This is a genomic window from Amycolatopsis sp. WAC 04197, from assembly GCF_003947475.1.
GTDB lineage: Bacteria > Actinomycetota > Actinomycetes > Mycobacteriales > Pseudonocardiaceae > Amycolatopsis > Amycolatopsis japonica.
This window is the reverse complement of record NZ_QHJK01000004.1, coordinates 74,020-99,532: the sequence shown is the minus strand read 5'-3', so window position 1 is coordinate 99,532 and position 25,513 is coordinate 74,020. Positions and strand designations below refer to the sequence as shown.

Genomic DNA, 25,513 nt, shown 5'->3' with positions numbered 1-25,513 from the left:
CCCGATAGGGGGTATCCATTCCGCCGGCCGTGGCCGAAATCCTATCGGTCCGTGACAGGTGTCGTGGGCGGTCCGCACCGAGGTGGGGCAGGGTGGAGGGGTGACGGAAGAGACCCTCGGCCTGCGCCCACCCGCCAATCGGGTGAGCAGGCGCGCCATCGGCTACTGGACGGTGTGGGCCGCGGTCGGCTGGGTGATCCTCGTCGCGGCGCAAGCCGTGTTCGTGATCACGAGCGACGACGCGCCGACGTGGCTCACGGTGACGCTGACGATCTCGTGCGTGCTCGCGCCCCTGCATCTGCTGGTCATGCCGCAGTGGCGGTACCGGATCCACCGCTGGGAGGTCACCGGCGAGGCCGTGTACACGCAGGAAGGCTGGCTCAAACAGGACTGGCGGATCGCGCCGATCTCGCGGATCCAGACCGTCGACATCGAACGCGACCCGGTCGAGCAGCTGTTCCGGCTGGCGAAGATCACCGTGACGACGGCGTCGGCCGCGGGCCCGGTCAAGATCTCCGGTCTCGACCACACCCAGGCGCTCGCGCTGGCCGCGGAACTCACCAGGACCACGCAGGCCACGCCGGGTGACGCGACATGAGCACGGAGGCACCGCCGGACACCGAGGTCGGCCAGTGGCACCGGCTCGACCGGCGGATGCTGCTGATCCGCCCCGTCCTCGACGTCGTCAAATCGCTGCCGGTGCTGATCGGGACGGTGATCCTCGGCCGGGGCAACGGCTGGGAATGGTTCGGGCTGGGCGTCACCGCGCTGACCGTGTTCGTCGGTGTCTCGCATGTCCTCACGTCGCGGTACCGCGTCGCGGACGGCCAGGTGGAATGGACCACGGGGCTGCTGCTGCGCAAACATCGCGCGATCCCGCTGGACCGGATCCGCACGGTCGACGTCACGTCGGAACCGAAGCACCGCTTGTTCTCCCTCAGCGCCGTGCGCATCGGCACCGGACGGCATTCGGTGGCGCAGGGCTCGGGCAACGACCAGCTGGTGCTCGACGCGGTCAGCCAGGCCGAGGCGCACCGCCTGCGCACGGTTCTGTTGCACCGCAAGGAAATCTCTCCGGAAGCCGAGGCGGCACCCCCGGAACAGGTCGTGGCGGAGGTCGACCGGAAGTGGGTGCGGTACGCGCCGTTCACGCTGTCCGGCCTCGCCGTGGTGGGCGCGGTGTTCGCCGCGGTCTGGCATTTCGCGCATCAGCTGGACATCGCCCCGGAGAACGTCGGACCGCTGCGGGATCTCCTGGACGATCTGGCGAACACGGCGGTGTGGCTGATCGTGGTCGTGGCGGCGGTCGGCCTGCTCGTGGTCGTCTCGCTGCTGTCCGTCGGCGGCTACGTGCTCTCGTTCTGGAACTTCAAGCTCACCAGGGAATCCGAGGGCACCCTGCACGTCCGCCGCGGGCTGATCACCACGCGTTCGGTGTCCATCGAAGAAGAACGGCTTCGCGGCGTCGAGGTGAAGGAGCCTCTGCCGTTGCGGATCGCGGGCGGGGCGCGGCTCACCGCGATCGCGGGCGGGCTGCGCGAGGGCAAGGGCGGGGACAAGGGCGGCGGGCTCCTGCTGCCGCCCGCGCCCGTCGGCCGGGTCCACGAGGTCGCCGCCGAGGTGCTGCGCGAGAACTTCGACCCGGCCACCGTGCCGCTGAACCGGCATCCGCGACGGGCGCTGACGAGGCGGCTCACGCGCGCGATCGGCGGCGTGCTGCTGCTCGCGGCTGCGCTGTTCGGGCTGGCGTGGATCGATTTCCTGCCGTCGTGGATGTGGCAGGTCGCGCTCGGACTGGTGCCGTTCGCCGCGCTGGTGGGCTGGGACCGCTACCGCAACCTCGGCCACGCGATCGTCGGCCGGTACCTGGTCAGCCGGTCCGGTTCGCTCGCGCGGGCGACGGTGGCGATCCGGCGTGAGGGCGTCACCGGCATCGTCGTCAGCCGCTCGTTCTTCCAGCGCCGCGCCGGATTGATCACCGTGACGGCCCCGATCGCGGCCGGCAAGGGCGGCTACCAGGTGGTCGACGTCGGCGAATCGGCCGGACTGGCGATGGCGGAGCGCGCCGCGCCCGGTCTGCTCACGCCTTTCCTTCGCCGTGATGCTCAGCGATAGCCGGTGACGTCCGCGGGCAGACCGGGATCCTGGACTTCGACGAGATAACGCCAGCAGTCGGGCCTGCTGCCGTCGAGGTCGGTGAATCCGTATTCCTTCGCCAATTCGCCACTGGACATCGATTTCCCGTTCCAGCGGGCGACTTCCGCGTCACCGGCCAGCGCCGCGACCGCCCTCCCGACGAACGCGGGACTTTCAGAAATGGCGAAGTGCGGTTGCACCTTCGTCGCGTCGCGCCAATTCTCTTCCGTCACCCGATAAGCGTCGAGCATCGCTTCGGAACGCAACCAGCCCGGCGTGACGGCCACCGCGGTACCGCCATGCGGTGCCAATTCGTGCCCGAGCGCGAACGCCATCCGGTTCACCGCGGTCTTGGCGAGATCGTAGAAGAACGAAACACGGTAGTTCTCCGAGTTGTACTCGGTGGTGCCGTCGTTGACCTCGACGACCAGCGCGCCCGGATTCCTGATCATGAGCGGAAGCGCGAAATGACTGGTGATCGCGTGCGTGTCGACGGCGAGCCGCAGCGTCCGCAGCCCCACGTCCAAAGTGGACTCCCAGACCGTCTTGCCCCATTCGATGGGCGCGCCGTAGATGTCGTTGACCAGCACGTGCAGCGCGCCCTGCTCGGCGTCGATCCGTTCCACCAGTTCGCGGACCTGGTCCGCCTCCAAATGGTCCACACCGATCGCGATCCCGTGCCCGCCCGCCTCGTCGACGAGCGCCGCCGTCTCCTCGATCGTCTCCGGGCGATTCATTTCCGAGCGCCGGGAACGGGTACTGCGTCCGGTCACGTAAACGGTCGCGCCCGCGGCACCCAGCTGGACCGCTATTCCCCGACCGGCCCCGCGAGTCGCCCCGGCGACCAACGCGATCTTGCCCGTCAATGGCTTTTCCATGGTCCGAACCTAGCAAGAAGTCCGCTTGTTCGTGGACCAAAGTCCCTGGTCCGCAATTCACACAATGTGCTACTTTCTTGACTCTTCGTGATTCTCCGGCGAGAGGTCGAGATGACGCCTGCCGCACGATCCCTGGACACCACCGCCCCGCCGAAACGCACCCCCGGCGCCAGTAGTTCACGCAAGGTACTGCAGCTGCTGCTCTCCTTTTCCGAACGCCGCTGGGACGCGAGCGTCGCCGAACTGGCCGCGAGGATCGGCACCCCGGTCGCCACGACGTACCGCTATGTGGCGCTGCTGAAGGAACTCCAGCTCCTGGAGGAGGGCAAGACGGGGCGCTATCACGTGACGAGCCAGGTGATGCCGCTCGCGCGGGCCGCGCAACTGGCCAACGATCTCGCCCGCCTCGCCCGGCCGTCGATGGAGGAGGCGGCCCGCGACCTCGGCGAGACGGTGCTGCTGTTCCAGCATTTCGGCGATTCCGCGGTCTGCGCGGACCGGGTCGAATGCGAACGCGCGATGCGGTTCACCTTCCAGCCGGGGCATTCCGTCCCGCTCGGCACCGGCGCCTCGGGCAAGATGCTGCTCGCGATGCTGCCGGAGGGCGAACGCGAAAGACGGCTTTCGTCGATCGTCCAGCGTCGCGGCCCGAGCGTCCGGGAAGAGGTCAAACGCGCCGGGGCGAACCGGTATTCGGTGAGCTGGGGCGAACTGGACGACGGCGTCTGGTCGTGTTCGGTGCCGATCCCGAGCACCGGGCACCGGCCCGCGGTGCTCACCTTGGCCGCCCCCGCGACCCGGATCGGCGACGACGCGAAACGGGCCGCCATCGTCGCACTCCAGTCGTACGCGAGCCGGATCCACCGCGCCGTTTCGTCGTTCGCCCTCTGATCACGCGAGTTCGCCCTCCAATCACGCGAGTTCGCCGTTCAATCACGCGAGTCCCCCCTCGCGGTAATTCGCGCGCGGCCGCTCAGCCCGGCGGGTACAACTCGATCCGTGATCCGACTCGCCACTCCCGAAGACCTGCCCGCGCTCCAGGACATCGAACGCGCCGCGGGCGAACCGTTCCGCGCGCTCGGCATGGCCGCGATCGCCGACGACGATCCGCCGTCGATCGCGGACCTCACGGCCTTCCAGCGTGACGGCCGGGCCTGGGTCTGGGACGCCGGCGACGGCCCGGTGGCGTACCTGCTCGCCGAGGTCGTCGACGGTCACGGGCATATCGAGCAGGTGTCCGTCCATCCCGATCACGCGCGCCGGGGTCTCGGGCGGCGGCTGATCGAGCACGCCGCGGAGTGGGCCTCGCGAGAAGGCCTCGCCGGACTGACGCTGACGACGTACGCCGAGGTGCCGTGGAACGCGCCGTACTACACCCGGCTCGGCTTCACGACACTCGACGAAGAGAGCCTCACGGAGGGCCTTCGGGCCGTCCGCGCCCACGAAATCGCCCGCGGCCTGGACGCGTGGCCTCGGGTGACCATGCGGCGCTGACCCGCGCGGGGGGTTGGGTTGGCGACGGTCGTCGAACATGTGTTCTACTGTCCGCGCCGGCCCCGGAGGGGGAAGCTCCGCGGGCCGGCACCGGACTTCAGGGAGGCACGGATGGCGGTCAAGATCACCCATCTCACCAACGGGCAGCAGGTGCGCTTCGCGAACGCGGACGGCGCCCGCCGCTACGCCGAGATCATCGGCGGCGGGGTCGACAAATGGCGGTTCACCGTGGTCAGCGGGCATGAGCGCCCGGAATTGTCGGGGCGGGTCGTTAATGTGCCGGTATGGCGTATGACTTCCAGGTGACCGTGGACTCCGCTCGACCGCACGACCTCGCCGACTGGTGGGCCGAGATGCTCGGCTGGCAGGTCGAGGCGAGCAACGAGGAGTTCATCCGCGAGATGGTCGCCAAGGGGTATGCCCCGGAAGAGGCGACCACCACGCACAACGGTGTCCTGGTCTGGAAGGACGGCGCGGCGATCGTCCATCCCGAGACGAAGCAGCGGTTCCTCTTCCAGCTGGTGCCGGAGGGGAAGACGGTCAAGAACCGCCTGCACCTCGACATCCGGATGGGGGCGGACAAGATCGAGGCCGAGCTCGAGCGGCTGACCGCGCGCGGTGCGACGTTCCTGCACCGCGGCAAGCAGGGTCCCGCCGAGTGGATCACGATCGCGGACCCGGAAGGCAACGAACTCTGCCTCTCCTGAGGCGGGCCCACGAGGGCCCGCCACTGGGGGTGTCATGAAGGGACCTGGTCCCGTCGGCTGTGCCCTTCATGACCGAGCGCGCGGCCCTCGTGCGCGTCAAGGCCCTCGTGAGTGGCAAGGAACCGTCCTTGCCACTCACGAGGCCCGATGGTCACCGCGGGTTACTCCCCCGCCAAGCGACATAGTCGGCGACAGCGGCCGCGACGTCGAAGCCCGGTTCGAAGCCGGTGTCCTCGACCAGCCGCGAGATGTCGAGATATGGCCCCGTCAGCCCACCCGGCCGGAGATCGAGCCGGAGTCCCGGCGTGATCGCCTCCAGCGCGTCCACGAGCTCGCGATGCACGAACGGCCGTCCACGGGACACGTTGTACGTGGTGTACCGCAAGGTTTCCGCGTCCATCAGCGAAGCGATCGCGCGCCCCGCGTCGGGCGCGTAGCAGCTGTCGCCCCCGTCGTCCGCGTTCAGCGGCGACGGCCGCTCGCCGCGCAGCACAGCGCTGATGTACGGCGGGAGGGGGTTGAACGGCGATTCGGGATCCATCAGCGGACCCCAGATACTCCCGATCCGGAGCACCACCGGCTGCACGCCGCTGCCGGCCAGAGCGTGGGTGGTGATCGGCTCCACGGCCTTCTTGAAGGCGACGATCGGATGCGGCAGCTCCACGGTGGGCAGGGCGAGTTCCTCGTGCCACGGCGAAACGGTCTGTCCGATGTAGACGCCGAGACTACTGGCGACGGCGAACCTGCGGACGCCCCACGCGCGGGCGGCGTCCAGGGCGTTGAGCAGGGCCGTGGTGTCTTCGCGGAAGAAGCCGGACGGGTCGTCGCCGGGGATGCTTCCGGCGAGATGGACGATGTCGCCGATGTCGTGGCGATCGGCCAGCGCCAGGAACGCGTCCCGGTCGGTGACGTCGAGGGATTCGACGATGACCCGGCCTTCGAGGAACGAGGGGACGCCGGTGCGGCGATGGGCGGTGACCACGACGTCGTGACCGAGGTCGGTGAGCGCGCGGGCGGTGTGGGCGCCGATCATGCCCAGCCCTCCGGTGACGAGGATCATCGGCCGACGCCGTAGTGCAGGTGGGTCACGCCGGGAGCCGGGACCGCTTGCAGCAGGCGGAGTTCCACGTGTTCCGGGAGCTCGTGGAAGAACCTCCTGCCCCCGCCGAGCAGGATGGGCACCTGGTGGAGGATCACCTCGTCGACCAGCCCGGCCGCCAGCGCGGAGCTGACCAGTCCGCCGCCCATCAGGCCGACGTCCTTGCTCCCGGCGATGTCCCGCGCCGCGGCGATGGCGTCCTCGACACCGGTGGTGATCACGGTCTGTCCGTCACCCGCTTCGGGCACGAGCCGGTTGCTGAGCAGGACCATCGGCGCGGTCGGATGCGGGCTCCCGCCGCCGAACCGGCTGGAGTGCTCGTAGGTGGTGTGCCCGACGACGATCGCACCGACCCGGCTCGCGATGGAGTCGAAGAACCGCGCGCTCGGTTCGCTCAGCTTGAACCCGTCGAACACCTGGCTCGGGGTGTCGCCGTCGAAGTACCAGTCGAACAGTGTCGGCGCGTCGCCGAGACCGCTCCCGAACTCGTCGGCGCCCTCGGGCCGCTTCCCGCTGATGTAGCCGTCCACCGAGACGGCGAGGCCGGTGAAGACCTTGCTCATGTCATTCCTCCACGCTTCGTTTCGCTCCTTCGAGGTGGGCGGCGATCCCGCCCGGGCCGCCGCCGACCTCACGGACCGGCGGCCAGCCCTGTTCCCGTGCGTATTCCGCGACCCGCGCGGCCAGTTCGGCCCCCGGTCCGTCCCCCGCGACCACCACCGGACCCGGATCGGCCCCCAGGCTCCGGGGATGGGCCGCGGCCCACTCCAGCACCGCCCGCGCCGCCGGGAACGCGGGCACTCCGGCGGCGATGACCACCGCCCCGCAGGCCGCGACCCGTTCGGCCCCGGCTCCGCCAGGGGCGAACCAGAGCACCAACGGCGGGGCGGCACGCCGTGCGGAAGGCCAGTGCACCCGCGCCACACCGCCCCGCATGCGCAGCTCCGCAACGCGCTGACCTGCTCTTTCGGCCATGAACAACCCTGTCACGGGTGAGGCGGGGAAGGGAAAGACCGATCCCGCATCGCCGTCTTGCGCGGAACGCATCACCCCCGCGCGTACCGGCGGGGATACTCGACGCCATGTCCGAACGTCCCGCCGGGCCGCGGCTGCTGGGTATGCCTTCGGCCGCCGACGCGATCGAGCTCAAGCATCTCCGGGCGTTCGTCGCGGTCGCCGACGAACTCAACTTCAGCCGCGCCGCGAACCGGCTGTTCGTCTCCCAGCCCGCCCTCAGCCGCCAGATCAAGGCGCTGGAAAGCCTGATCGGTTGTCAGCTGCTGCGCCGTTCGACCCATCGCGTCGAACTCACCCTCGCCGGTGAGGCCCTGCTCGGCGCCACGCTCCCGCTGTTGTCCGACATGGACGACGCCATCGCCCTCACCCGCTCGGTCGGTGGCGAGGTGAACGCGCGGGTCACGCTGCTGTGGAATTCGGTCGTGGAGGACGGCGCGAACGGTCTCGCGGCGATGCGCGAAGCCTTCGAAGCGTTCAACGCGCAGCTGCCCATCCCGGAGGGCACCGTGGTGAGGCCGGTCCAGGCGGACGGGGTGTCCTCACTGGTGGTCGCGCCCGGGCAGGGTCCCCGGCCGACCGTGCTGCATCTGCACGGCGGCGGGTACATCGCGGGCTCCGCGTTCGGTTACCGCCCGCTGGCCGGTGCGCTGGCGGCGGCGACCGGCGCCGCCGTCCTGGTGCCGGATTACCGGCTCGCGCCGGAGCATCCCTTCCCCGCCGCGGTGGACGACGCGCTCCGCGCGTACCGCTGGCTGCTCGGCCAGGGCACGGACCCGGGACAGCTGACCATCACCGGCGATTCGGCCGGCGGCGGACTGGCCGTTTCCCTCATGCTCAGGCTGGCGAAGGAAGGACTTCCCCAGCCGGGCAGGGCGGTACTGCTGTGCCCGGCTTTGGACGTGGTGGATCCGCCCGGCGGCGACGGCCCGGTCGCCCGGTGGTTCTCGCTCTACGTCCGCGACCATCCGGCGACGGATCCTCTGCTGAACATCTTCGAGGCCGATCTGTCCGTGCTGCCGCCGTTGCTCGTCCAGTGCGGTACCGAAGACGTGACCCTGCCCGAGACGCGCCGGTTCGTCGACCACGCCCGCGGGCAGGGGCTCGACGTGCGCTTCGACCTGTACCCGGTCAGCACGCACGTGTTCCATCTGTTCTGGTCGTTCCTGCCGGAGGCGGCCGACGCCCTCGAACAGGTCGCCGGCTTCCTCCGTACGGACGAGAACGGTTCCGCGGCCGAAGCCGGTTAGGCGAGCTTGTCCAGTGCGCGAGGCAAGGCCGTCGCGAGCAGGTCGAGCTCGGTCTCCCCGGCGATCAGCGGCGGCGACACCGCGATCCCCTTGGCCAGGTTCCGCACGAGGACGCCTTCGTCCCGCGCCAGCCGCTGCAGCCGGTTCGCCGCGCCGGGGTTCGCCGCGACGAGGTCCGCCTTCAGTTCGAGCGCGCCGAGGAAGCCCAGCCCGGCCCGCACCTCTTCGACCAACGGATGCGAGGCCAGCCCGGAAAGCGCGTCCGCCAACGGCTTCTCCAGTTCCCGCCCGCGCGGGATGAGCCCGTCGCGCTCGTAGATGTCCAGCGTCGCGTTCCCCGCGGCGCAGGCCACCGGATGCCCGGCGTAGGTCGCGCCGTGCCGCAGCACCGGCGCACCCGGCGCGCCGGTGAAGAACGGCTCGGCCACCCGGGGCGCGACGACCAGGGCGCCCAGCGGGATCGTCCCGCCGGTGATGCCCTTCGCGGTCGTGATCATGTCCGGTTTCACGGCCCACCGGTCGATCCCGAACCAGGTGCCGAGCCGCCCGAACGCGGCGATCACGCAGTCCGCGACGAACAGCACGTCGTGTTTGCGGCAGATTTCGGCGACCGTCTCGATGTACCCGTCCGGCGGAAGCAGGACGCCGCCCGCGCCGATCACCGGTTCGCAGAAGAAGGCCGCGACCCGCTCCGCGCCGACCCGCAGGATCTCCGCTTCGAGCGCTTCGGCGCTGTCGTACGGCACGTGCGAGATGTCGCCGGGCAGCGGCCCGAAGCCCGCCGCGTTGGCCGCGATACCGCCGACGGCCGTGCCGAAACCGTGCGTGCCGTGGTAGCCCTGCACCCGGCCGATGACGTGCACCTTCTCCGGCCGCCCGGTGTGCGCGAAATACGAACGGGCGATCTTGACCGCGGTGTCGATCACGTCACCGCCGCCCGATCCGAAGAAGACCTTCGAACCCGGTTCGGGTGCGAGCGCGGAAACACGCTCGGCGAGCTTCAGCGCGGGCTCGTTGGCGTTGTAGCCGAACAGGTTGTACGAATCGAGCGTCCGCAACTGGTCCGCGACGGCCTGCGCGATCTCCTCGCGGCCGTGCCCGAAGTTCGCGTACCAGAGTGACGCGGTCGCGTCGAAATACCGCTTGCCCTCGTCGTCCCAGACGTAGGAACCCTCACCGCGGGTGATGACGAGCCGGTCGCCGTCGACCGCTCCCATGTCCGCGAAGGGGTGCCACAGCGGATTGCGCGCGGACGCCGACGAAACCATGATCTTCCTCCTCGTGCTCGTGCCCCCATCCTCACCCGGATCCGGCCGGGACGCGAACACTCCATCGTGCACAGTTCGCGCTCCGGATCTGTCCGGCTTGTCGCGGCGGCCGCCGGTGAATCTCCAACACCATCCCTTCGGCTCTTGACCGGCGTCGAGCGATCCTGTTGTTTGATGAGTGAGTTTGTTCAAAGTTGAGCATTCCGGGAGGAACTTATGCGTCGTCTCGCCGGCACGTTCGTCGCCGCCTGCACGCTCACCGCCCTCTGCGTCGTTCCGGCGGCGGCCGCCGCCGAGAGCCCACCACCGGTCGCGACCCCGCCGATGGGATGGAACAGCTGGAACAAGTTCGGCTGCGACATCACCGAAGAGCTGATCCGGGAGACCGCGGACGCGATGGTCTCGTCCGGGATGAAGGCGGCGGGGTACCAGTACGTCAACATCGACGACTGCTGGGCCGAGAAGAACCGCACCCCCGACGGGAAGTACGCACCACACCGGACGCGCTTTCCCAGCGGCATCAAGGCATTGGCCGACTACGTCCACGGGAAGGGCCTGAAACTCGGCATCTACACCAGCGCCGGCACGGAAACCTGCGCGCGGACCATGCCCGGTTCGCTCGACCACGAAGAGGTCGACGCGCAGACGTTCGCGGACTGGGGAGTCGACTACCTCAAATACGACAACTGCCACAACCAGGGCCGCCCCGCGCTGGAGCGATATACGAAAATGGGCGAGGCATTGAAGAAGACCGGCCGTCCGATCGTCTACGCCCTGTGCGAATGGGGTGAGAACAAGCCGTGGGAGTGGGGCAAGAGCGCGGGGGCGCAGTTGTGGCGCACCACCGGCGACATCAGCGACTCCTGGTCGAGTATGACCAACCTCCTCGACCAGCAGGTCGGCTTGGAAGGCTATGCCGGACCGGGTGGTTGGAACGATCCGGACATGCTCGAAGTGGGCAACGGCGGCATGACCGACACGGAATACCGCTCCCACTTCGCGCTCTGGTCGCTGCTCAACGCGCCGCTGCTGGCGGGCAACGACCTGCGCTCGATGTCCGAGGCGACCAAGAAGATCTTGACGAACAAGGATCTTCTCGCCGTCGATCAGGACTGGGGCGGCAAGCAGGGCCGCAAGATCCGCGACGACGGTGACACCGAGGTCTGGGCCAAACCGATGTCCGACGGCTCGAACGTCGTCGTGCTGTTCAATCGCGGCGGCGCCCCGGCGACCCTGTCCGCCACCGCCACCGAGATCGGCGCCCCGGCGGCGTCGGGCTACCGGGTCCGGGATCTGTGGACCGGCGCGGAGACCGAATCCGCCGGTACCTTGCGTGCCGGGCTGCCGAGCCACGGCTCCGCGGTGTTCCGCGTCTGGCCGTCGAACCAGCCGAACGCCGCGCCGCATACGACGCTTTCCTTGACCTCGCCCGAATACGCGGCCGTCGACAAGCCGTTCACCACGACACTGCGGGTGTTCAACGACGGCCGGACACCGGTCCGGTCGGGCGTGGTGAAGCTGGCGGTCGGCGCGGGCTGGAAGCCCGACGGGGCCACCGAAGCACGCATTCCCGCTGTCGCGCCAGGGAAGTCATGGGAACGGACGTGGACGGTGCGGCCGTCGTCCCCCGGCGGCGACCGGGTCGAGGTCTCCGGCCGGTTCGGCTACCGGACGTCCTGGGGCACGCGGTCGTTGTCCGTGGACGGAAGCGCCCCCGTCGTGAAACCGCCCGCCGCCGGGACGAACGCGCTGTCGAAGGCGGTGTTCATGACGGCGGACAACGGCTACGGCCCGGTGGAACGCGGGACCAGCAACGGTGAATCGAAAGCGGGCGACGGCCATCGCATGAGCATCGGCGGGGTGACCTACGACGACGGGCTGGGCGTCCACGCGCCGTCGAAGGTCCGGGTCTACCTCGGCGGCGGATGCGCGTCGTTCACGTCGTCCGTCGGGGTCGACGACGAGAAGGCCGGCGGCAGTGTGGCTTTCGAGGTCGTCGGCGACGGCAAGCGACTGGCGAACACCGGTGTACTCAAGCGCGGTCAGGCGGCGGAGAAGCTTTCCGTGCCGCTGAGCGGGGTTCAGGTGCTCGATCTGGTCGTGACGGACGGCGGTGACGGGGTCGACTCCGACCACGCGGACTGGGCGGGCGCCACGCTGCGCTGCTAAGGCTCGCCCCTGCAGTACGTGAAGGCCTCCTTCCCTACCTTCAGGGTAGGCAAGGAGGCCTTCACGGACCTTCGGCCAACCGCCACCGCGTTCAGTAGGTACTTATGGCAGCCTCGGCCCCTCCGCGTGCTAGGAAAGGACCGTTCCTTGCAAATTTCGCAAGGAACGGTCCTTTCCTAGCGTTCCTGCCGCTCACGCGTCCCGGCGCTCATAAGCGGCCAGCAGCTGCTTCTCCGCCTCCCGCAAGTACTTCTCCAGCGCGGTCTCGGCGGGCCCGAAACGTCCTCGCTCCAGGTCCCGCAGGATCCGCTCGTGCCGCTCCAGGAACGGCTCGAAGAACGCGCGCGTGTTCTCGGCCAGCACGAAGAAGAGCCGCGTCTCCGCCAGCACCTGGCGCATCGTCGTGCTGACCCGCTCGCTGCCCGCCAGATCGCCCACCGCCTGGTGGAACGCGATGCTCGCGGTCCCGACGGCCTGCCAGTCGCCTTCGTCGGCCGCGGCACGGCCGTCCCGCACGGCGGCCGCGACGGCCGAAAGATCCACAGTGGACAGTTCCGACGCGCGCCGCAGCGCACCGCATTCGGTGACCCGCCGCATCACGTACAGATCCGAGATGTCCTGCGCGGTCAGCTCGCGGACGAACACGCCGCGGTTGAGCTCGTGCACCGCGAGCCGTTCGTGCGCCAGCAGCTGGAAGGACTCGCGCAGGGTGTTGCGTGAGACGCCCAGCGCGGCGCTGATCGACGGTTCGGACAGCCTCGACCCCGGCGGGAAGACGCCTTCGGTGATGCGCTGACGCAGGATCTCGGCGACCCGTTCCGCGGTCCCGCTTCGTTCGAGCAAGGGTCTGTCGCGGGCCAGCGTCTCCTCGGCGGAGGTGGACACGGCGTTACCTGACGCCGAGTTCGAAGTCGAGACTGTACCGGTTGCCCGGCATGGCACCGGCGGCCTTCGCGCCGTCGATCGGGAGCGCGACCCCGTTGACGAACCGGGATTCGTCGCTCGCCAGGAAGACCACGGCCTTCGCGACCTCCCACGCCTCGCCGACCCGCCCGGCGGGTGTGCTCGCGACCAACTGGTGTTGTTTGGCCTCGAAGTCCTCCGGCGACGCGAGCGTGCCGCGCAGCATGTCCGTGTCGATCGCGCCCGGGTTGATCGTGTTCGCCCGGATCCCCTGGTGCGCGTGCGCGACCGCGATCGATTTCATCATGCCGACCAGCGCGTGTTTGGTGGCGTTGTACACCGGGTCGCCGGGGCGGCCCATCACGCCGCCGTTGGAGGACGTCGTGACGATGCTGCCCGCCTTGTTCGCGATCATATGCGGCAGTACGGCCCGCGTGCCGAGGAAGGCGGCCCGCACGTTCAGCGCGAAGATGTTGTCGAATTCCGCCAACGTGGTGTCTGCCAAGGGTTTCCCGAGGTGGATGCCGACGTTGTTGAACAGTACGTCGACCCGGCCGGTTTCGGCGACCACGCCGCGCACGAACGCGTCGACCTGTCCTTCGTCGGTCGCGTCCACAAGGGAGTGTCGCGCCCCTTCGACGGATTCCGCGGGCTCGCGGATGTCGCTGGAGAACACGGTCGCACCCTCGGCGACGAACTCCTTCACGGTGGCGAGCCCGATACCCCTCGCTCCCCCGAAGACCACCGCGACCTTGCCTGCCAGCCGACCCATGCTCATTTCCTCCCTCGTAGCGAAACCGCTGTGTAGTCCTCCGGAAGACGCACCAGCGCCTCAGGATCTCCGTGATAGGTGACCTCGACGCCGTACAGTTCGCGCGCCGCTTCCGCCGAGACGTAGCCGTCGACGACGTCGGCGAGCACGGCGTCGACGGCCCGCTCCCCCGGGTCGCCGTAACCGCCACCGCCCGGCAGGTCCACGTTCACCACGTCGTCCGGCCGCAGGTTCACCCGGCTCTTCGACGGCAGGGCGCCGCGGGCCAGCTCGAACCGGCCGGCCGCCCCGTCGTGCCCGGAGTCCACACCGGACGCCGGACGACGCACCCGGTCGACGTTCCCGTTGACACTCCACGAGATCTCGCCGCGGGCGGCCATGGTCGTGCACTGGCCGAGGCCGCCGCGCCACTTTCCGGCGCCGCCCGAGTCCGTGCGCAGCACCCGTTCGCGCTGGATCAGCGGAGCCATCGTCTCGATGACCTCCGTCGGCGTCGAGCGCAGGCCGCTCGGGAATCCCGTGGTGTTCAGTCCATCCTTTGTGGACCGAGCACCGATCCCGCCCGTCTGGAAGACGTTGAGCATGAACTCACGGCCCTCGGTGTCGGTCCCGCGCCAAATCGTCATCCACAAGGCGTCCGCGCTGTGCGCCATGGCGTTACCGGGCAAGGCGGTCATCAGCAGCGACGGCAGGAAATGCCCGATCAGATGCCGCGACGCGACCGGCGCGGGCGGCGTGCAGTTGAGCACCGATCCCTCCGGCGCGGTGACGTGCACCGGCCGGAACGAGCCCGCGTTGTGCGGCACCTCCGGCGAAATGGCCGCCTTGACCGCGAACGACGCATACGCCCTGGTGTAGTTCAGGACGACGTTGATCCCGCGGCGGCTCTGCGGCGACGATCCCGCGAAGTCGAGGTGGATGTCCTCGCCGTCGATGGTCACCGCGACCTTCAGGACGACCTCTTCGTCGTCGAAGCCGTCTGTCGCCAATTCGCTGGTGTACGTGCCGTCCGGCAGTTTCGCCAGCGCGTCGCGCAGTGCGCGTTCGGAGCGGTTCATGATCTCCGCGGCGACTTCGTCCAGCGAATCGAGACCGAATTCCTCCAGCAGCCGCACCAGGCTGGCGGCGCCGACCTCGTTCCCGGTGACCTGGGCGTACAGATCGCCGATGGTCTCCTCCTGGGTGCGGACGTTCGCGCGGATCAGCAGTTCGAGATCCGCGTTGACCTCGCCCGCGCGGAGGAACTTCATGATCGGCAGGCGCAGTCCCTCTTCGAAGACCTCGTGCGCCTCGGCGGAGACCAGCCGCCCGCCGATGTCCGGGGCGTGGCAACAGGAAGCGAACCAGGCGACCAGCCTGCCTCGCAGGAACACCGGCGTCGCGACGGTGATGTCGTTGATCTGCCCGGCGGTCTGCCACGGGTCGTTGGTGAGCAGGACGTCGCCCGGCACCAACGTCTCCGGCGGGTACGCGGCGACGAAGTGGTGCATCCCGGTCGCCATCGCGTTGATGTGGCCGGGGGTCCCGCCCACGGACTGGCCGATCATCTCGCCACGCGAGTCGAACACCGCACAGGCGAGGTCGAGTGACTCCCGCACCACGGACGAGAACGCCGTGTTGACGAGCGCGTTCTGCTGCTCCGCCAGAATCGAATGCAGCCGGTTTCCCAGCAATCCCACCAGGATCGGGTCGACGCTCATACCGTCACCACCAGGCTGGCGTCTTCGCCGACGACACAGCGAGCCCCGGGCGGAACGACCACAGTGGACTCCCGTTCCTCCACGATAGCCGGCCCGTCGACCCGATCGCCCGGTTCGAGCCGGTACCGGTCGAACACCGCCGTGTCGACAAATCCACCTTCGGCGGGAAAGTAGGCCGGACGGCTTCCCTTACGCGCGTCGCCCTCGGCCTCGGCGCCCGCGAGTTTCAGCGTGACCTCGGGCACCGGCCCGCTGGAGACGACCCGCCAGTTGAGCACCTCGATGGCGACGTCCGGCCCGGTCCGCCGGTACAACGTCCGATACGTCTCGGTGAACGCGCCGATGAGCGACTCCGGCCAGTTCCCCGGCTCGACCGGCACGCGGATCTCGTATCCCTGCCCGGAGTAGCGCATCTCGGCGATCCGGCGATGCATCACACTGTCCACACCGGACTTCCGCAGGAGTTCCGCGCCCTCGGTCTCCATCTCGGCGAACAACGCGTCGACCTGCGCCCAGGAAAGATCGAGCACTGCCGAGCGCGCCGAACGGACGAAATCGAACGCCAGTGGCGCGGTGAGGAATCCCGCCGCGCTCAGCACCCCGGCGGCGGGCGGCGCGACCACCTCGGGTGCGCCGAGCGCCCGCGCCACGCCGACGCCGTGCACCGGCCCGGCGCCGCCGAAGGTGAACATCGGCAGCTTCGCCGGATCCTTGCCGCGCTCGACGGCGTGGACGCGGGCGGCGTTGGCCATGTCCTCGTTGACGCTGGTGTGGATGCCCCAAGCGGCCTCCTCGACACTGACGCCGAGCGGGCCCGCGATCTTCGAGCGGATCGCCTCGCGTGCGCCCTCGGCGTCCAAAGTCATTCCGCCGCCGAGGAAATAGCCCGGATCCAGGTAGCCGAGCACGAGGTCGGCGTCGGTCACGGTCGGCTCGGTGCCGCCTCGGCCGTAGCAGACAGGCCCGGGCTCGGACCCCGCCGAATCCGGGCCGACGGTGAGCAGGCCGAGCGCGTCGATACGCGCGATCGAGCCGCCGCCGACGCCGATCTCGATCATGTCGGTGACCGGCACCTTGACCGGCAGCCCGGATCCCGGCAGCAGCCGGTACTTCCGGTCCACTTCGAACTCGTGCGTCACCACCGGCGCGCCACCGGAGATCATGCACAGCTTCGCCGTCGTGCCGCCCATGTCGAAGGCCAGCAGATCCTCGACACCGGCCGCGGCACCGATCGCGGACGCGGCCAGCGCGCCACCGGCCGGGCCGGATTCGAGGATGCGGATCGGATAGCGGGCGGCGGTGTCGACGGTCGCGATCCCGCCGTTGGACAGCATGATGTGCGGCGACGGCCGCACCCCTGCCTCGTGCAGGCGCCGTTCCAGGTCGCGCAGATAGCGTTCGGTGAGGTCCTGGACATAGACATTCGCGACCGTGGTGGACGCGCGCTCGAACTCGCGGATCTCGGGCACGACCTCGCTCGACAGCGCGACCCGCAACCGGGGCGCCACCTCCGCGAGCACTTCGGCGGCGCGTCGTTCGTGCGCGGGATTCGTGAAGGCGTGCAGGAAACAGATCGCCACGGCGTCGATCCCACGAGCGTCGAGCTCTCGGCCGAGCCGCGCGACGTACTCCTCATCGAGTTCTGTATGGACGGTTCCGTCGGCGAGGATCCGCTCGGGCACGTCGAATCGCAGATGACGCGGAACCAACGGGGCGGGAAGTTCGATGAGCAGGTCGTACAACTCGTAGCGGTGCTCGCGGCGCATCTCCAGCACGTCACGGAAGCCGGCGGTCGCCAGCAACGCGGTGCGGGCTCCCTTGCGCTCGATCAACGCGTTCGTGACCAGCGTGGTGCCGTGCACGAACTGCTCGACGTCGGCCGCGTCCAGCCCGGCGTCGGCGAGTGTCCTTTTGAGACCTTCCTCCACCGCGCGGGCGGGCTCGTCGTGCGTGGTCAGCACCTTGCCGACGGCGACGACCCCGGTTTCGTCGAGCACGCAGAGATCGGTGAACGTACCCCCGATGTCCACGCCGACCCGAAGCCCGGTCACAGGGATTCCTTGCGGTACCAGCGAGGCGAGGTGTTGAGCGGCGGCGCCATCTTCGCGCGGACGACCAGCACGTTCGGTTCGTCGGACTCGACGAACTCGCCGAGCAGCCGCCGGAACGCCCGCCCGAACCCGGAGACGCGATCCGCGTGCACACCGAAAGACCTCGCCAGGACGACGAAATCGGGGCTGTCCCAGTCGACGCCGCGCCGCGGCAGCCCGGCGCGATCCTGGTCGTAGCGAAGCATCCCGTACCCGCCGTCGTCGACGACGATCGTCGTGACCGGCAACTGTTCCTGCGCCAACGTGTGGAGATCACCGCAGCCGAAGAGGAAGCCGCCGTCACCGGTGACACAGATCGCGCGCCCGCCGCTCGCGGCAGCGGCACCGAGCGCGGCGGGGAAACCGTAGCCGAGCGTGCCCCAGCCCATCGGATACGCGAGCTTGCGCGGCGCGCGGACCCGGTGGAACCCGCCGATCCAGTACCCCGCCACGCACATGTCCGCGACCACGACCGCGTCGGGCGGCAGCACCTCGTCCAAAGTGGACAGAAGGTCCGCGGCCTGCGGCTCTTCCTCCTTGATCCGCTGCCGGACCCGGGCGGAGACCTTGGCCAGCCTGCCGACGAGCGCCGCGATCCCGGACCGTTCCTCGACCTTCAGCGCCTCGACGAGCACCCGGGCGTCGCCGACCAGCGTGATGTCCGGCTGGTAGTTCTTGGCCGCGTCGTCCGGGTCGACGTTGATCGCGATGAGCTTCTTCGGCTTCGGCATCAGCCAGTTCTGTGTCATCAGTCCGTCGAAGTCGGTGCCGATGGCGAGGACGACGTCGGCCTCGTCCCACAGCGCGCCGACCTCGGGCGCGTGCACCGGGTTCGGGGCGAGACAAGGATGATCGACCGACAGGAGCCCGCGGGCGCCGAACGTGGTGAGCACCGGCGCGGCCAGCCGTTCGGCGAGTTTCCCGATCGCCTCACCCGCCTCGGCGCGCAACGCGCCGCCGCCCGCCCAGATCAGCGGCCGGTCGGCGGCGGCGAGCAGGGCCTCGGCCTCGCTGAGATCCGGGATCTCGGACGGCCGGGCGTGCGAACGCGGCGGACGGCGCGCGGGCGTCCGCTCGGACAGGAAGTCGGTGGGGATGCCGAGGTAGACCGGCCCGCTCTGCGGCTGGAGCGCGAGCCGGGCCGCGCGGTGGAGGGTGGCGGCGACCTGGTCGGCACTCGTGACGGTGAACCCGGCCTTGGTGACCGGCGCGAACATCGCCTGCTGATCCGACGTCTCGTGCAGGACGCCGCGGACCACGCCGGGCCGCCGCAGCGTGGACGGGATGTCGGTCGCGATGATCAGCACCGGCGCCGCCGACGCCATGGCCTCGCCGACCGCGGCGAGCGTGTTCGCCGCGCCCGGTCCGGTGGTCACCAGCGCGACCCCGAGCTTCCCCGTGGCGCGGGCGTACCCGTCGGCCGCGTACCCGGCCGTCTGCTCGTGCCGGACCCCGACGAGCCGGATGTCCGTATCGGCCAGCGCCTCCCATAACGGCAGGTTGTGCACCCCGGGGAGACCGAAGACGACTTCGGTCCCCAGAGCGGTCAGCGCGTCGGCGAGATGCTGGGCTCCGGTGGGTGCAGGCACCCCGCCGATAGTGCCAGATCGTTCAACGATCCAGCAACCAACCAGCCTCAGTACAGACCGGCCGCGTATCGCCCCGGCTCGTAGTACGCCTCGAGGTCGGCCATGCTCTCCTCCGGCCGCTCGAAGGTCTTCGCGATCGCCGCCCGCGACGGCATCGCGTCGGGCGTCCAGGTCTCCGGCGACCACAGCTTCGACCGCATGAACGCCTTCTGGCAGTGGTGGAAGATCTCGTCGATGTCGACGACCAGCGCGAGCTTCGGCCTGCTGCCCTTCACGATCATGTCGTCGAAGAACGGCGCCTCCCGCACGAGCCGCGCGCGGCCGTTGATCCGCAGCGTGTCGCCGCGGCCCGGGATGAGATAGATCAGCCCGACGTGCGGATTCGACAGCACGTTGTGGAAGCCGTCGGCGCGCCGGTTGCCCGGCCGCTCCGGGATGGCGATCCGCGTGTCGCTCAGCACCAGCGTGAATCCGGCCGGGTCGCCCTTCGGCGAGACGTCGCAGGTGCCGTCCGCCGCCGAGGTCGCGATCAGCACGAACGGCGACTCCGCGAGCCACTGCCGGTCCATCTCGTGCAGCTTCGGGCGCGCCTTGTTCGCGGTCCGCTCCAGCGGCGGCGGCAGGATCTCGCGCAGCTCGGCCTCGGTGGTGACTTCGACGAACTCAGACAATGTTGTGCTCCCTCGTCACGGCCCGGTCGCCGGCGAACCGGCGGACGTCGAGCCCGGTGATGTCGATGGCCGGGACCCGCCCCAGGTAGAGGTCCCGCACGAGCTCCCCCACGGCCGGGCCCATCTGGAACCCGTGTCCCGAAAACCCCGTCGCGTAGAAGAACCGTGACAGGTGGACGCTTTCCCCCACGATCTGGTTGCGGTCGGGGGTCACCTCGTACAGCCCGGCCCAGCCGCCGCGGATCCCGGCGCCGAGCACGGCGGGCACCCGGCGCGCGGCGATTTCGGCGAGTTTCGGCAGCCACTCGCCCGGCTGATACCGGGTGTCGAAGCCGGGGTCGCCGTCACCGTCGCAGAAGGACATCGCCAGGCCGGGGCCCTCACGGTGGAAGTAGAACGCCGAGGGCATCTCGATGGTCAGCGGCACTCGCCCGGGCAGATCCGCGACCGGGCCGGTGAACACGACCTGCCGCCGGTACGGCCGCACCGGGAGTTCGACCCCGGCCAGCTCGCCGATCCGTCCCGACCACGCGCCCGCGGCGCAGACCACCGCGCCCGTCCGCACGAAACCGGCCGACGTCCGGACACCGGTGATCTCGTCGCCGTCTCGTTCGATGCCGACGACCTCGACGCCGGTCTTCAGCACCGCGCCGTGCCCGCGGGCCGCCCGCGCGTAGCCCTGGACCGCGGAGTCCGGAGTCGCCTTGGCGTCGTCCGGCGACCACAGCGCCGCGACCACGCCCTCGGTGTCGATCAGCGGGGAGAACCGCCGCGCTTCGGCGGGCTCGACCAGACGGCTGCGGACGCCGTAGGAGTTCTGCAGTTCGGCACAACGCTCGAATTCGGGCAGGTCGGCGGGGTCGGTGACCAGGTACAGGTAGCCGTCGCGGCGGAAGTCGATCTCGGTCCCGTACGTCTCGGCGAAGGACGCGTACTCGGCCAGCCCCCGCAGCCCGATCTCGATGTTGACCCGGGTGGTGAACGACGACCGGATCCCGCCCGCCGCCTTCGCCGTCGAGCCCGCACCGAGGGTGTCGCGTTCGAGCAGCAGCACCGAGACCCCGGCGGCGGCGAGCCGGTACGCGCAGGCGACCCCGATGATGCCGCCGCCGATCACGACGACGTCGGTGCGCTCAGGCAGTGACTCCATCCGTGTCCCCGATCCGTTCGTCCTCGGGCGGCGGTCCCGGCGGCGTGCCGTCGCCGAACGGGCGCCCGCCCAGCTGCTCCCGGTGGTGCGGCGTCGTCCAGCCGGACAGGTCCGGTCCCAAGGGGACGATCCGCGTCGGGTTCACCTGCTCGTGCACCGCGTAGTAGTGCCGCTTGATGTGGTCGAAGTCGACGGTGTCACCGAAGCCCGGCGTTTGGAAGAGGTCGCGGGCGTAGGCCCACAGCACCGGCAGCTCGGCCAGCTTGTTCCGGTTGCATTTGAAGTGCCCGTGATAGACGGCGTCGAAGCGGACGAGCGTGGTGAACAACCGGATGTCCGCTTCGGTGATCGTGTCACCGACGAGGTACCGCTGCTTTTCAAGCCGTTCGGAAAGCACGTCCAGCATGGTGAAGAGACGGGTGTAGGCGTCCTCGTACGCGGCCTGCTTGGTCGCGAAACCGGCTTGGTACACGGCGGCGTTGACGTCGGCGTAGACCCCCGCGTTGACGGCGTCGATCTCGTCGCGCAGTCGCTCTGGGTAGAGTTCGGGCGCGCCGGGCCGGTGGAGGCTGGTCCATTCGGTGGACAGATCGAGGGTGATCTGGGGATAGTCGTTACTCACCAGCCGTTTGCTCGGAATGTCCACAATGGCCGGAACGCTGATCCCGCCCATGTAGTGCGGATCGGCCGCGTGATAGGCCTCGGCGAGGTACTTGATCCCGAGTACCGGATCCCGGTCGCCGGGATCGAGGGTGAACCGCCAGCTCTTGTCGTCCTGGATCGGGTCGGCCACGGCCACGCTCAGCGCGGACTCGAGACCGAGCAGCCGCCGGACGACCAGCCCGCGGCTCGCCCAGGGACAGGCCCGGCTGACCACCAGCCGGTATCTCCCCGCCTCCACCGGCCAGCCGTCGCGGCCGTCGGCGGTGATACGCGCGTCGAAATGGTTGGCGGACCGACGGAACTCACCCGTCTGCGGATCGGTCGGGATCGTCATGTGAGCCACCCTAAAGCGTGAGATGGTGGTTTCGGTGTGCGTAGACTCTGGCACCCGGCGTGTTCGCACGCCGCCGCGCGGAAGGTGGTCCCGACGATGCCGTTCATGCCCGTGACCGATTCGATGTTCCTTCTCGTGGAGACTCGCGAACATCCGATGCACGTCGGCGGTCTGCAGTTGTTCAAGAAACCCGAGGGCGCCGGTCCCGACTATCTTCGCGACATCCGCAAGAGCATGCTCGAGTCCGACAACATGCGCTCGGTGTTCCGGCGCCGTCCCGCCCGGCCGGTCAACACCGCCGGCCACCTCGCCTGGTCGACCGACACCGACCTCGAACTCGACTACCACTTCCGGCATTCCGCGCTGCCCCAGCCCGGCCGCATCCGCGAACTGCTGGAGCTGACCGGACGCTGGCACAGCACCCTGCTCGACCGGCACCGCCCGCTGTGGGAGATCCACCTGGTCGAGGGCCTGCAGGACGGCCGGTTCGCGATCTACAGCAAGATCCACCACGCGCTGATGGACGGCGTCTCGGCGCTGCGGCATCTGCAGGGCACCCTGTCGGACGACCCGGCCGACCTCGATTGCCCGCCGCCGTGGGGGCGCCGCGCCAAACCGGACGGCGGCCGCAACGGCAAGGCGTCGCCCTCGATGCTCAGCACCTTCGGCAAGACCGTCAACCAGCTCGCCGGGATCGCGCCCGCCGCGATGAAGGTGGCGCGAGAGGCGTTCCAGGAGCACACGCTCACGCTGCCGGCGCAGGCGCCGAAGACGATGCTGAACGTGCCGATCGGCGGGGCACGGCGGTTCGCCGCGCAGTCGTGGTCGCTGGACCGGGTGCGCAAGGTGGCGACCGCCGCCGGGGTGTCGCGTAACGACGTCGTCCTCGCGATGTGCTCGGGCGCGCTGCGGGACTACCTGATCGAACAGAACGCGCTCCCCGACGCGCCGCTCACCGCGATGGTCCCGGTTTCCTTGCGGCGCAAGGACAGCGGGGACGCGGCGGGCAACAACATCGGCGCGCTGCTGTGCAACCTCGCCACCCATCTGACCGATCCGGCCGCGCGGCTCGCGACGATCAACGCGTCCATGCGGAACGGCAAGAAGCTGTTCTCGGAGCTGACCCCGCTGCAGACGCTGCTGTTGTCCGGGATCAACGTCGCCCAGCTCGGCGTGTCCCCGATCCCCGGTTTCGTGAACAACACGAAACCGCCGTTCAACCTGGTGATCTCCAATGTGCCGGGGCCGCGCAAGCAGATGTACTGGAACGGCGCGTCGCTCGACGGCATCTACCCGGCGTCGGTGCTGCTGGACGGGCAGGCGCTGAACATCACGCTGACCAGCAACGGCGACAACCTGGACTTCGGGGTCACCGGTTGCCGCCGCAGCGTCCCGCATCTGCAGCGCATCCTGACCCACCTGGACACCGCGCTCGCCGAACTGGAACACGCGGTCTCCCTGCCCCGCGTTTAGTCCTCTGGATGCGGTGGTCCACCGCATCCAGAGGACTAAACGCGCCGGGGGCTAGCTGCCGTCGGAGACGTACAGGCCGCCCGGGGTGATCGTGTACAGCTGGCCGTCCGGGCCGGCGGTCGCGTCACGCGTGCGGCCGAGGTTGGTCCAGAGCTTGCCGCCGTTGCCGTTCAGGTCGAGCTTGTACGTGCCGCCCTTGAGCGACGCCATGTACAGCGAGCCCTTGTAGGCCGCGAGCCCGCTCGGCGTCGCCGAGGACGTCGGCCAGGACTTGACCGGGTTGGTCATCCCCGCCGTGTTGCAAGGGCCTTCGCAGGTCGGCCAGCCGTAGTTCTTGCCGGGCTCGATCTTGTTCAGCTCGTCGAGCTTGTTCGCGCCGATGTCGGAGATGTACAGCTGGCCGTTCGCCCAGGTCAGCCCCTGGACGTTGCGGTGGCCGTAGGAGTAGACGCGGCTGTTGAACGGGTTGCCGGGCGCGGCGGCGCCGTCGGTGGTGACGCGCAGGACCTTGCCGCCGAGGGAATTTTTGTTCTGCGCGTTGGCGCCGTTCTGGCCGTCGCCGGTCCCCGCGTAGAGGTAGCCGTCCGGCCCGAACCGGATCCGCCCGCCGTGGTGGTACTGCGAGCCACGCGGGATGCCGGTGACGATCGGCGTCGGCGGCTGGCCCAGCTTCAGCTTGGCGATGCGGTTGTCGGAACTGGTGGTGTAGTAGATGAAGACCGTCTCGTCGGTGGCGTACTTCGGCGAGACGGCGATGCCGAGCAGGCCCGCCTCCGCGGTGACGCTCACGCCGGGGATGGTCTGGACCGTGGTGACCTTGCCCGCCTTGTCGATCTTGCTGATCGTCTTGGCGTCCTTCTGCGTGAAAAGGCCGGTGCCGTCGGGCAGGAAGTCGATCGACCATGCCTGGTTCAGGCCGCTCGCCAGCTGTCTGATCGCCTGGACGGACGGCGCTTCGGCGGCCGTGGCCGGGATGGCCGCGATCGACACGGCCGTCGCCGCGGCGAACGTGGCGGCGAGAATGCGACGTAAGGACATGGGACGCCTCCTTCAACTACCCCTGGAGCCCCGTGAGTTGGATAGAAACACACAACATAACGAAACGGACACCACTGGACGGGCTATCGGGCGCGCGGGCTGTTAACCGTTGTGTGCGCCGAGCGTGACGAATCGGGCGGTGCGATCCGCCATAGGTAGGAAACTTTACAAAATAGCTCCGGAAATCGGCTGCGCGCTTCTAGGGTGGCGGGGCTCGGCCCGGTTCGATCCCATGTGGACGTTAGGAGCGGAAATGATCGAAACCATCGAGGTATGGACCACGCCCGACTTCGTCGAGTACGAAACCCCCATGGAGGTCACCGCTTACGCGGCCCGCATGGAGGACTGAATCCGCAACCGGTGGTGGGGGACGTCCCCCACCACCGCGCCGCCGTCCCGATCAGCGAGCCGTTGGAGGCAGCCGGTGTCCGTCATGTCGTCGTCGGAGTTCATCGCGGCTCTGCGCGGTCTTTCGCATCGCTACTGGGGAACGCACCCGTTCCACGTGCGGATGCACGAAGGCGACCTGTCCGAGTACGAGCTGAAGATCTGGGCCGCGAACCGCTGGTACTACCAGTGCGTGCTGCCGCAGAAGGACGCGGCCATCATCAGCAACTGCCCGCTGCCGGAGATCCGCCGTGAATGGCTCGACCGCATCGTCTACCACGACGGGACGCGGCCCGGGGACGGTGGAATCGAGCGATGGCTCCGTTTGTGCACGGCGGTCGGGCTCGACCGCGAAGAGGTTCTCGATCAGCGGCACGTCGCGCCCGGCGTACGGTTCGCCGTCGACGCCTACGTGACTTTCGCCCGCACGAAACCTTGGCTCGAAGCGGTCGCTTCGGGGCTGACCGAAATGTTCGCCGGCCATCTCATGCAGCGGCGGGTCGCCGACATGCTGGCGAACTATTCGTGGATCGCCCCGGAAGACCTCGCCTACTTCACCAATCGCATCGACAAGGTCTCCGGCGAGGGCAAGGGAACGCTCGACATCGTGGTGCGGCACGCCGTCACCCGTGAGCAGCAGGAGAAGGCGATCGCCGCGCTGTCGTTCAAAACCGACGTGCTGTGGTCGATGCTCGACGCCATCGAGCGCGCGGCGGCCAAGGAGTAGC

25 protein-coding genes are annotated in these 25,513 nt (G+C 69.3%); 11 read left to right on the top strand and 14 right to left on the bottom strand.

Annotation, left to right across the window (positions count from 1 at the left end):
- Nucleotides 1-58: 58 nt before the first annotated feature.
- Together DMC64_RS17230 and DMC64_RS17225 are read left to right on the top strand one after the other, a co-directional pair.
- The gene (locus DMC64_RS17230; RefSeq protein WP_199755005.1) at nt 59-598 is read left to right on the top strand and encodes a PH domain-containing protein; all 540 of its coding nucleotides are present in this window, start codon (nt 59-61) and stop codon (nt 596-598) included.
- Nucleotides 595-2,115 (top strand): PH domain-containing protein, encoded by a 1,521-nt coding sequence (locus DMC64_RS17225; protein WP_125734354.1) that lies wholly within the window; start codon nt 595-597, stop codon nt 2,113-2,115. The genes DMC64_RS17230 and DMC64_RS17225 overlap by 4 nt, the downstream gene beginning before the upstream one ends.
- Here DMC64_RS17225 and DMC64_RS17220 read toward each other — a convergent pair.
- Nucleotides 2,106-3,014 carry an SDR family oxidoreductase gene (locus DMC64_RS17220; protein ID WP_125734353.1) on the bottom strand — a complete coding sequence of 303 codons (909 nt, stop codon included), beginning with the start codon at nt 3,012-3,014 and terminating at the stop codon, nt 2,106-2,108. The genes DMC64_RS17225 and DMC64_RS17220 overlap by 10 nt on opposite strands.
- Nucleotides 3,015-3,125: 111 nt before the next feature.
- On the opposite strand from DMC64_RS17220, the gene DMC64_RS17215 reads away from it, so the two are divergent.
- From DMC64_RS17215 to DMC64_RS17200, 4 genes are all read left to right on the top strand, one after another.
- Nucleotides 3,126-3,905, top strand: a complete 780-nt coding sequence (locus tag DMC64_RS17215) for an IclR family transcriptional regulator (RefSeq protein ID WP_037341254.1) — start codon at nt 3,126-3,128, stop codon at nt 3,903-3,905.
- Between the two features lie 108 nt (nt 3,906-4,013).
- On the top strand, nt 4,014-4,508 hold the full coding sequence (locus DMC64_RS17210; protein WP_125734352.1) for a GNAT family N-acetyltransferase: 495 nt from the start codon (nt 4,014-4,016) through the stop codon (nt 4,506-4,508).
- Between the two features lie 111 nt (nt 4,509-4,619).
- Nucleotides 4,620-4,814, top strand: coding sequence for a hypothetical protein (locus DMC64_RS17205; protein WP_007028443.1), 195 nt, complete (start codon nt 4,620-4,622; stop codon nt 4,812-4,814).
- On the top strand, nt 4,793-5,215 hold the full coding sequence (locus DMC64_RS17200; RefSeq protein WP_037341249.1) for a VOC family protein: 423 nt from the start codon (nt 4,793-4,795) through the stop codon (nt 5,213-5,215). Before DMC64_RS17205 ends, DMC64_RS17200 begins: the two co-directional genes overlap by 22 nt.
- Before the next feature lie 151 nt (nt 5,216-5,366).
- Here the strand turns inward: DMC64_RS17200 and DMC64_RS17195 are convergent, their stop codons facing one another.
- The 3 genes from DMC64_RS17195 to DMC64_RS17185 are packed head-to-tail and all read right to left on the bottom strand — an operon-like array spanning nt 5,367 to nt 7,289.
- Nucleotides 5,367-6,275, bottom strand: coding sequence for an NAD(P)-dependent oxidoreductase (locus tag DMC64_RS17195; protein ID WP_125734351.1), 909 nt, complete (start codon nt 6,273-6,275; stop codon nt 5,367-5,369).
- The gene (locus tag DMC64_RS17190; RefSeq protein WP_125734350.1) at nt 6,272-6,877 is read right to left on the bottom strand and encodes a dihydrofolate reductase family protein; all 606 of its coding nucleotides are present in this window, start codon (nt 6,875-6,877) and stop codon (nt 6,272-6,274) included. Before DMC64_RS17190 ends, DMC64_RS17195 begins: the two co-directional genes overlap by 4 nt.
- 1 nt (nt 6,878) lies before the next feature.
- A complete protein-coding gene (locus DMC64_RS17185; RefSeq protein WP_233629686.1) occupies nt 6,879-7,289 on the bottom strand; it encodes an alpha/beta hydrolase fold domain-containing protein in 411 nt (136 codons plus the stop codon).
- A gap of 107 nt (nt 7,290-7,396) precedes the next feature.
- On the opposite strand from DMC64_RS17185, the gene DMC64_RS17180 reads away from it, so the two are divergent.
- A complete protein-coding gene (locus DMC64_RS17180; RefSeq protein ID WP_125734349.1) occupies nt 7,397-8,578 on the top strand; it encodes an alpha/beta hydrolase fold domain-containing protein in 1,182 nt (393 codons plus the stop codon).
- Here the strand turns inward: DMC64_RS17180 and DMC64_RS17175 are convergent.
- Complete coding sequence (locus tag DMC64_RS17175; protein ID WP_125734348.1) at nt 8,575-9,846, bottom strand: aspartate aminotransferase family protein; 1,272 nt, start codon at nt 9,844-9,846, stop codon at nt 8,575-8,577. The two genes, DMC64_RS17180 and DMC64_RS17175, sit on opposite strands and share 4 nt — an antisense overlap.
- A 216-nt stretch (nt 9,847-10,062) precedes the next feature.
- On the opposite strand from DMC64_RS17175, the gene DMC64_RS17170 reads away from it, so the two are divergent.
- Nucleotides 10,063-12,015: an NPCBM/NEW2 domain-containing protein gene (locus DMC64_RS17170; RefSeq protein WP_125734347.1), complete on the top strand. Its 1,953-nt coding sequence runs from the start codon at nt 10,063-10,065 to the stop codon at nt 12,013-12,015.
- Nucleotides 12,016-12,207: 192 nt separating this feature from the next.
- Here the strand turns inward: DMC64_RS17170 and DMC64_RS17165 are convergent, their stop codons facing one another.
- Genes DMC64_RS17165 through DMC64_RS17130 form a run of 8 tightly spaced genes read right to left on the bottom strand, consistent with a single transcriptional unit; the run spans nt 12,208 to nt 21,887 of the window.
- Nucleotides 12,208-12,900 carry a GntR family transcriptional regulator gene (locus DMC64_RS17165; RefSeq protein WP_125734346.1) on the bottom strand — a complete coding sequence of 231 codons (693 nt, stop codon included), beginning with the start codon at nt 12,898-12,900 and terminating at the stop codon, nt 12,208-12,210.
- 4 nt (nt 12,901-12,904) lie between these two features.
- On the bottom strand, nt 12,905-13,690 hold the full coding sequence (locus DMC64_RS17160; RefSeq protein ID WP_199755004.1) for an SDR family NAD(P)-dependent oxidoreductase: 786 nt from the start codon (nt 13,688-13,690) through the stop codon (nt 12,905-12,907).
- A 2-nt stretch (nt 13,691-13,692) separates the two neighbouring features.
- Nucleotides 13,693-15,390 carry a hydantoinase B/oxoprolinase family protein gene (locus tag DMC64_RS17155; protein WP_125734344.1) on the bottom strand — a complete coding sequence of 566 codons (1,698 nt, stop codon included), beginning with the start codon at nt 15,388-15,390 and terminating at the stop codon, nt 13,693-13,695.
- Entirely contained in the window at nt 15,387-17,441 is a 2,055-nt protein-coding gene (locus DMC64_RS17150; protein WP_125734343.1) for a hydantoinase/oxoprolinase family protein, read from the bottom strand. Before DMC64_RS17150 ends, DMC64_RS17155 begins: the two co-directional genes overlap by 4 nt.
- Nucleotides 17,438-19,069, bottom strand: coding sequence for a thiamine pyrophosphate-binding protein (locus DMC64_RS17145; protein ID WP_125734342.1), 1,632 nt, complete (start codon nt 19,067-19,069; stop codon nt 17,438-17,440). The genes DMC64_RS17150 and DMC64_RS17145 overlap by 4 nt, the downstream gene beginning before the upstream one ends.
- Nucleotides 19,070-19,116: 47 nt before the next feature.
- Nucleotides 19,117-19,740: a pyridoxamine 5'-phosphate oxidase family protein gene (locus DMC64_RS17140; RefSeq protein ID WP_125734341.1), complete on the bottom strand. Its 624-nt coding sequence runs from the start codon at nt 19,738-19,740 to the stop codon at nt 19,117-19,119.
- Nucleotides 19,733-20,890 (bottom strand): FAD-binding oxidoreductase, encoded by a 1,158-nt coding sequence (locus tag DMC64_RS17135; RefSeq protein ID WP_125734340.1) that lies wholly within the window; start codon nt 20,888-20,890, stop codon nt 19,733-19,735. Before DMC64_RS17135 ends, DMC64_RS17140 begins: the two co-directional genes overlap by 8 nt.
- Nucleotides 20,874-21,887: a glutathione S-transferase family protein gene (locus DMC64_RS17130; protein WP_125734339.1), complete on the bottom strand. Its 1,014-nt coding sequence runs from the start codon at nt 21,885-21,887 to the stop codon at nt 20,874-20,876. Before DMC64_RS17130 ends, DMC64_RS17135 begins: the two co-directional genes overlap by 17 nt.
- Nucleotides 21,888-21,983: 96 nt before the next feature.
- On the opposite strand from DMC64_RS17130, the gene DMC64_RS17125 reads away from it, so the two are divergent.
- A complete protein-coding gene (locus DMC64_RS17125; protein WP_037342488.1) occupies nt 21,984-23,360 on the top strand; it encodes a wax ester/triacylglycerol synthase family O-acyltransferase in 1,377 nt (458 codons plus the stop codon).
- Nucleotides 23,361-23,411: 51 nt separating this feature from the next.
- Here DMC64_RS17125 and DMC64_RS17120 read toward each other — a convergent pair whose 3' ends face one another.
- Complete coding sequence (locus tag DMC64_RS17120; protein WP_125734338.1) at nt 23,412-24,398, bottom strand: sorbosone dehydrogenase family protein; 987 nt, start codon at nt 24,396-24,398, stop codon at nt 23,412-23,414.
- Between the two features lie 253 nt (nt 24,399-24,651).
- On the opposite strand from DMC64_RS17120, the gene pqqA reads away from it, so the two are divergent.
- Together pqqA and pqqC are read left to right on the top strand one after the other, a co-directional pair.
- Nucleotides 24,652-24,747: a pyrroloquinoline quinone precursor peptide PqqA gene (pqqA, locus tag DMC64_RS17115; RefSeq protein WP_007033797.1), complete on the top strand. Its 96-nt coding sequence runs from the start codon at nt 24,652-24,654 to the stop codon at nt 24,745-24,747.
- Between the two features lie 84 nt (nt 24,748-24,831).
- Nucleotides 24,832-25,512 carry a pyrroloquinoline-quinone synthase PqqC gene (gene pqqC / locus DMC64_RS17110; protein WP_125734810.1) on the top strand — a complete coding sequence of 227 codons (681 nt, stop codon included), beginning with the start codon at nt 24,832-24,834 and terminating at the stop codon, nt 25,510-25,512.
- Nucleotide 25,513: the final 1 nt, after the last annotated feature.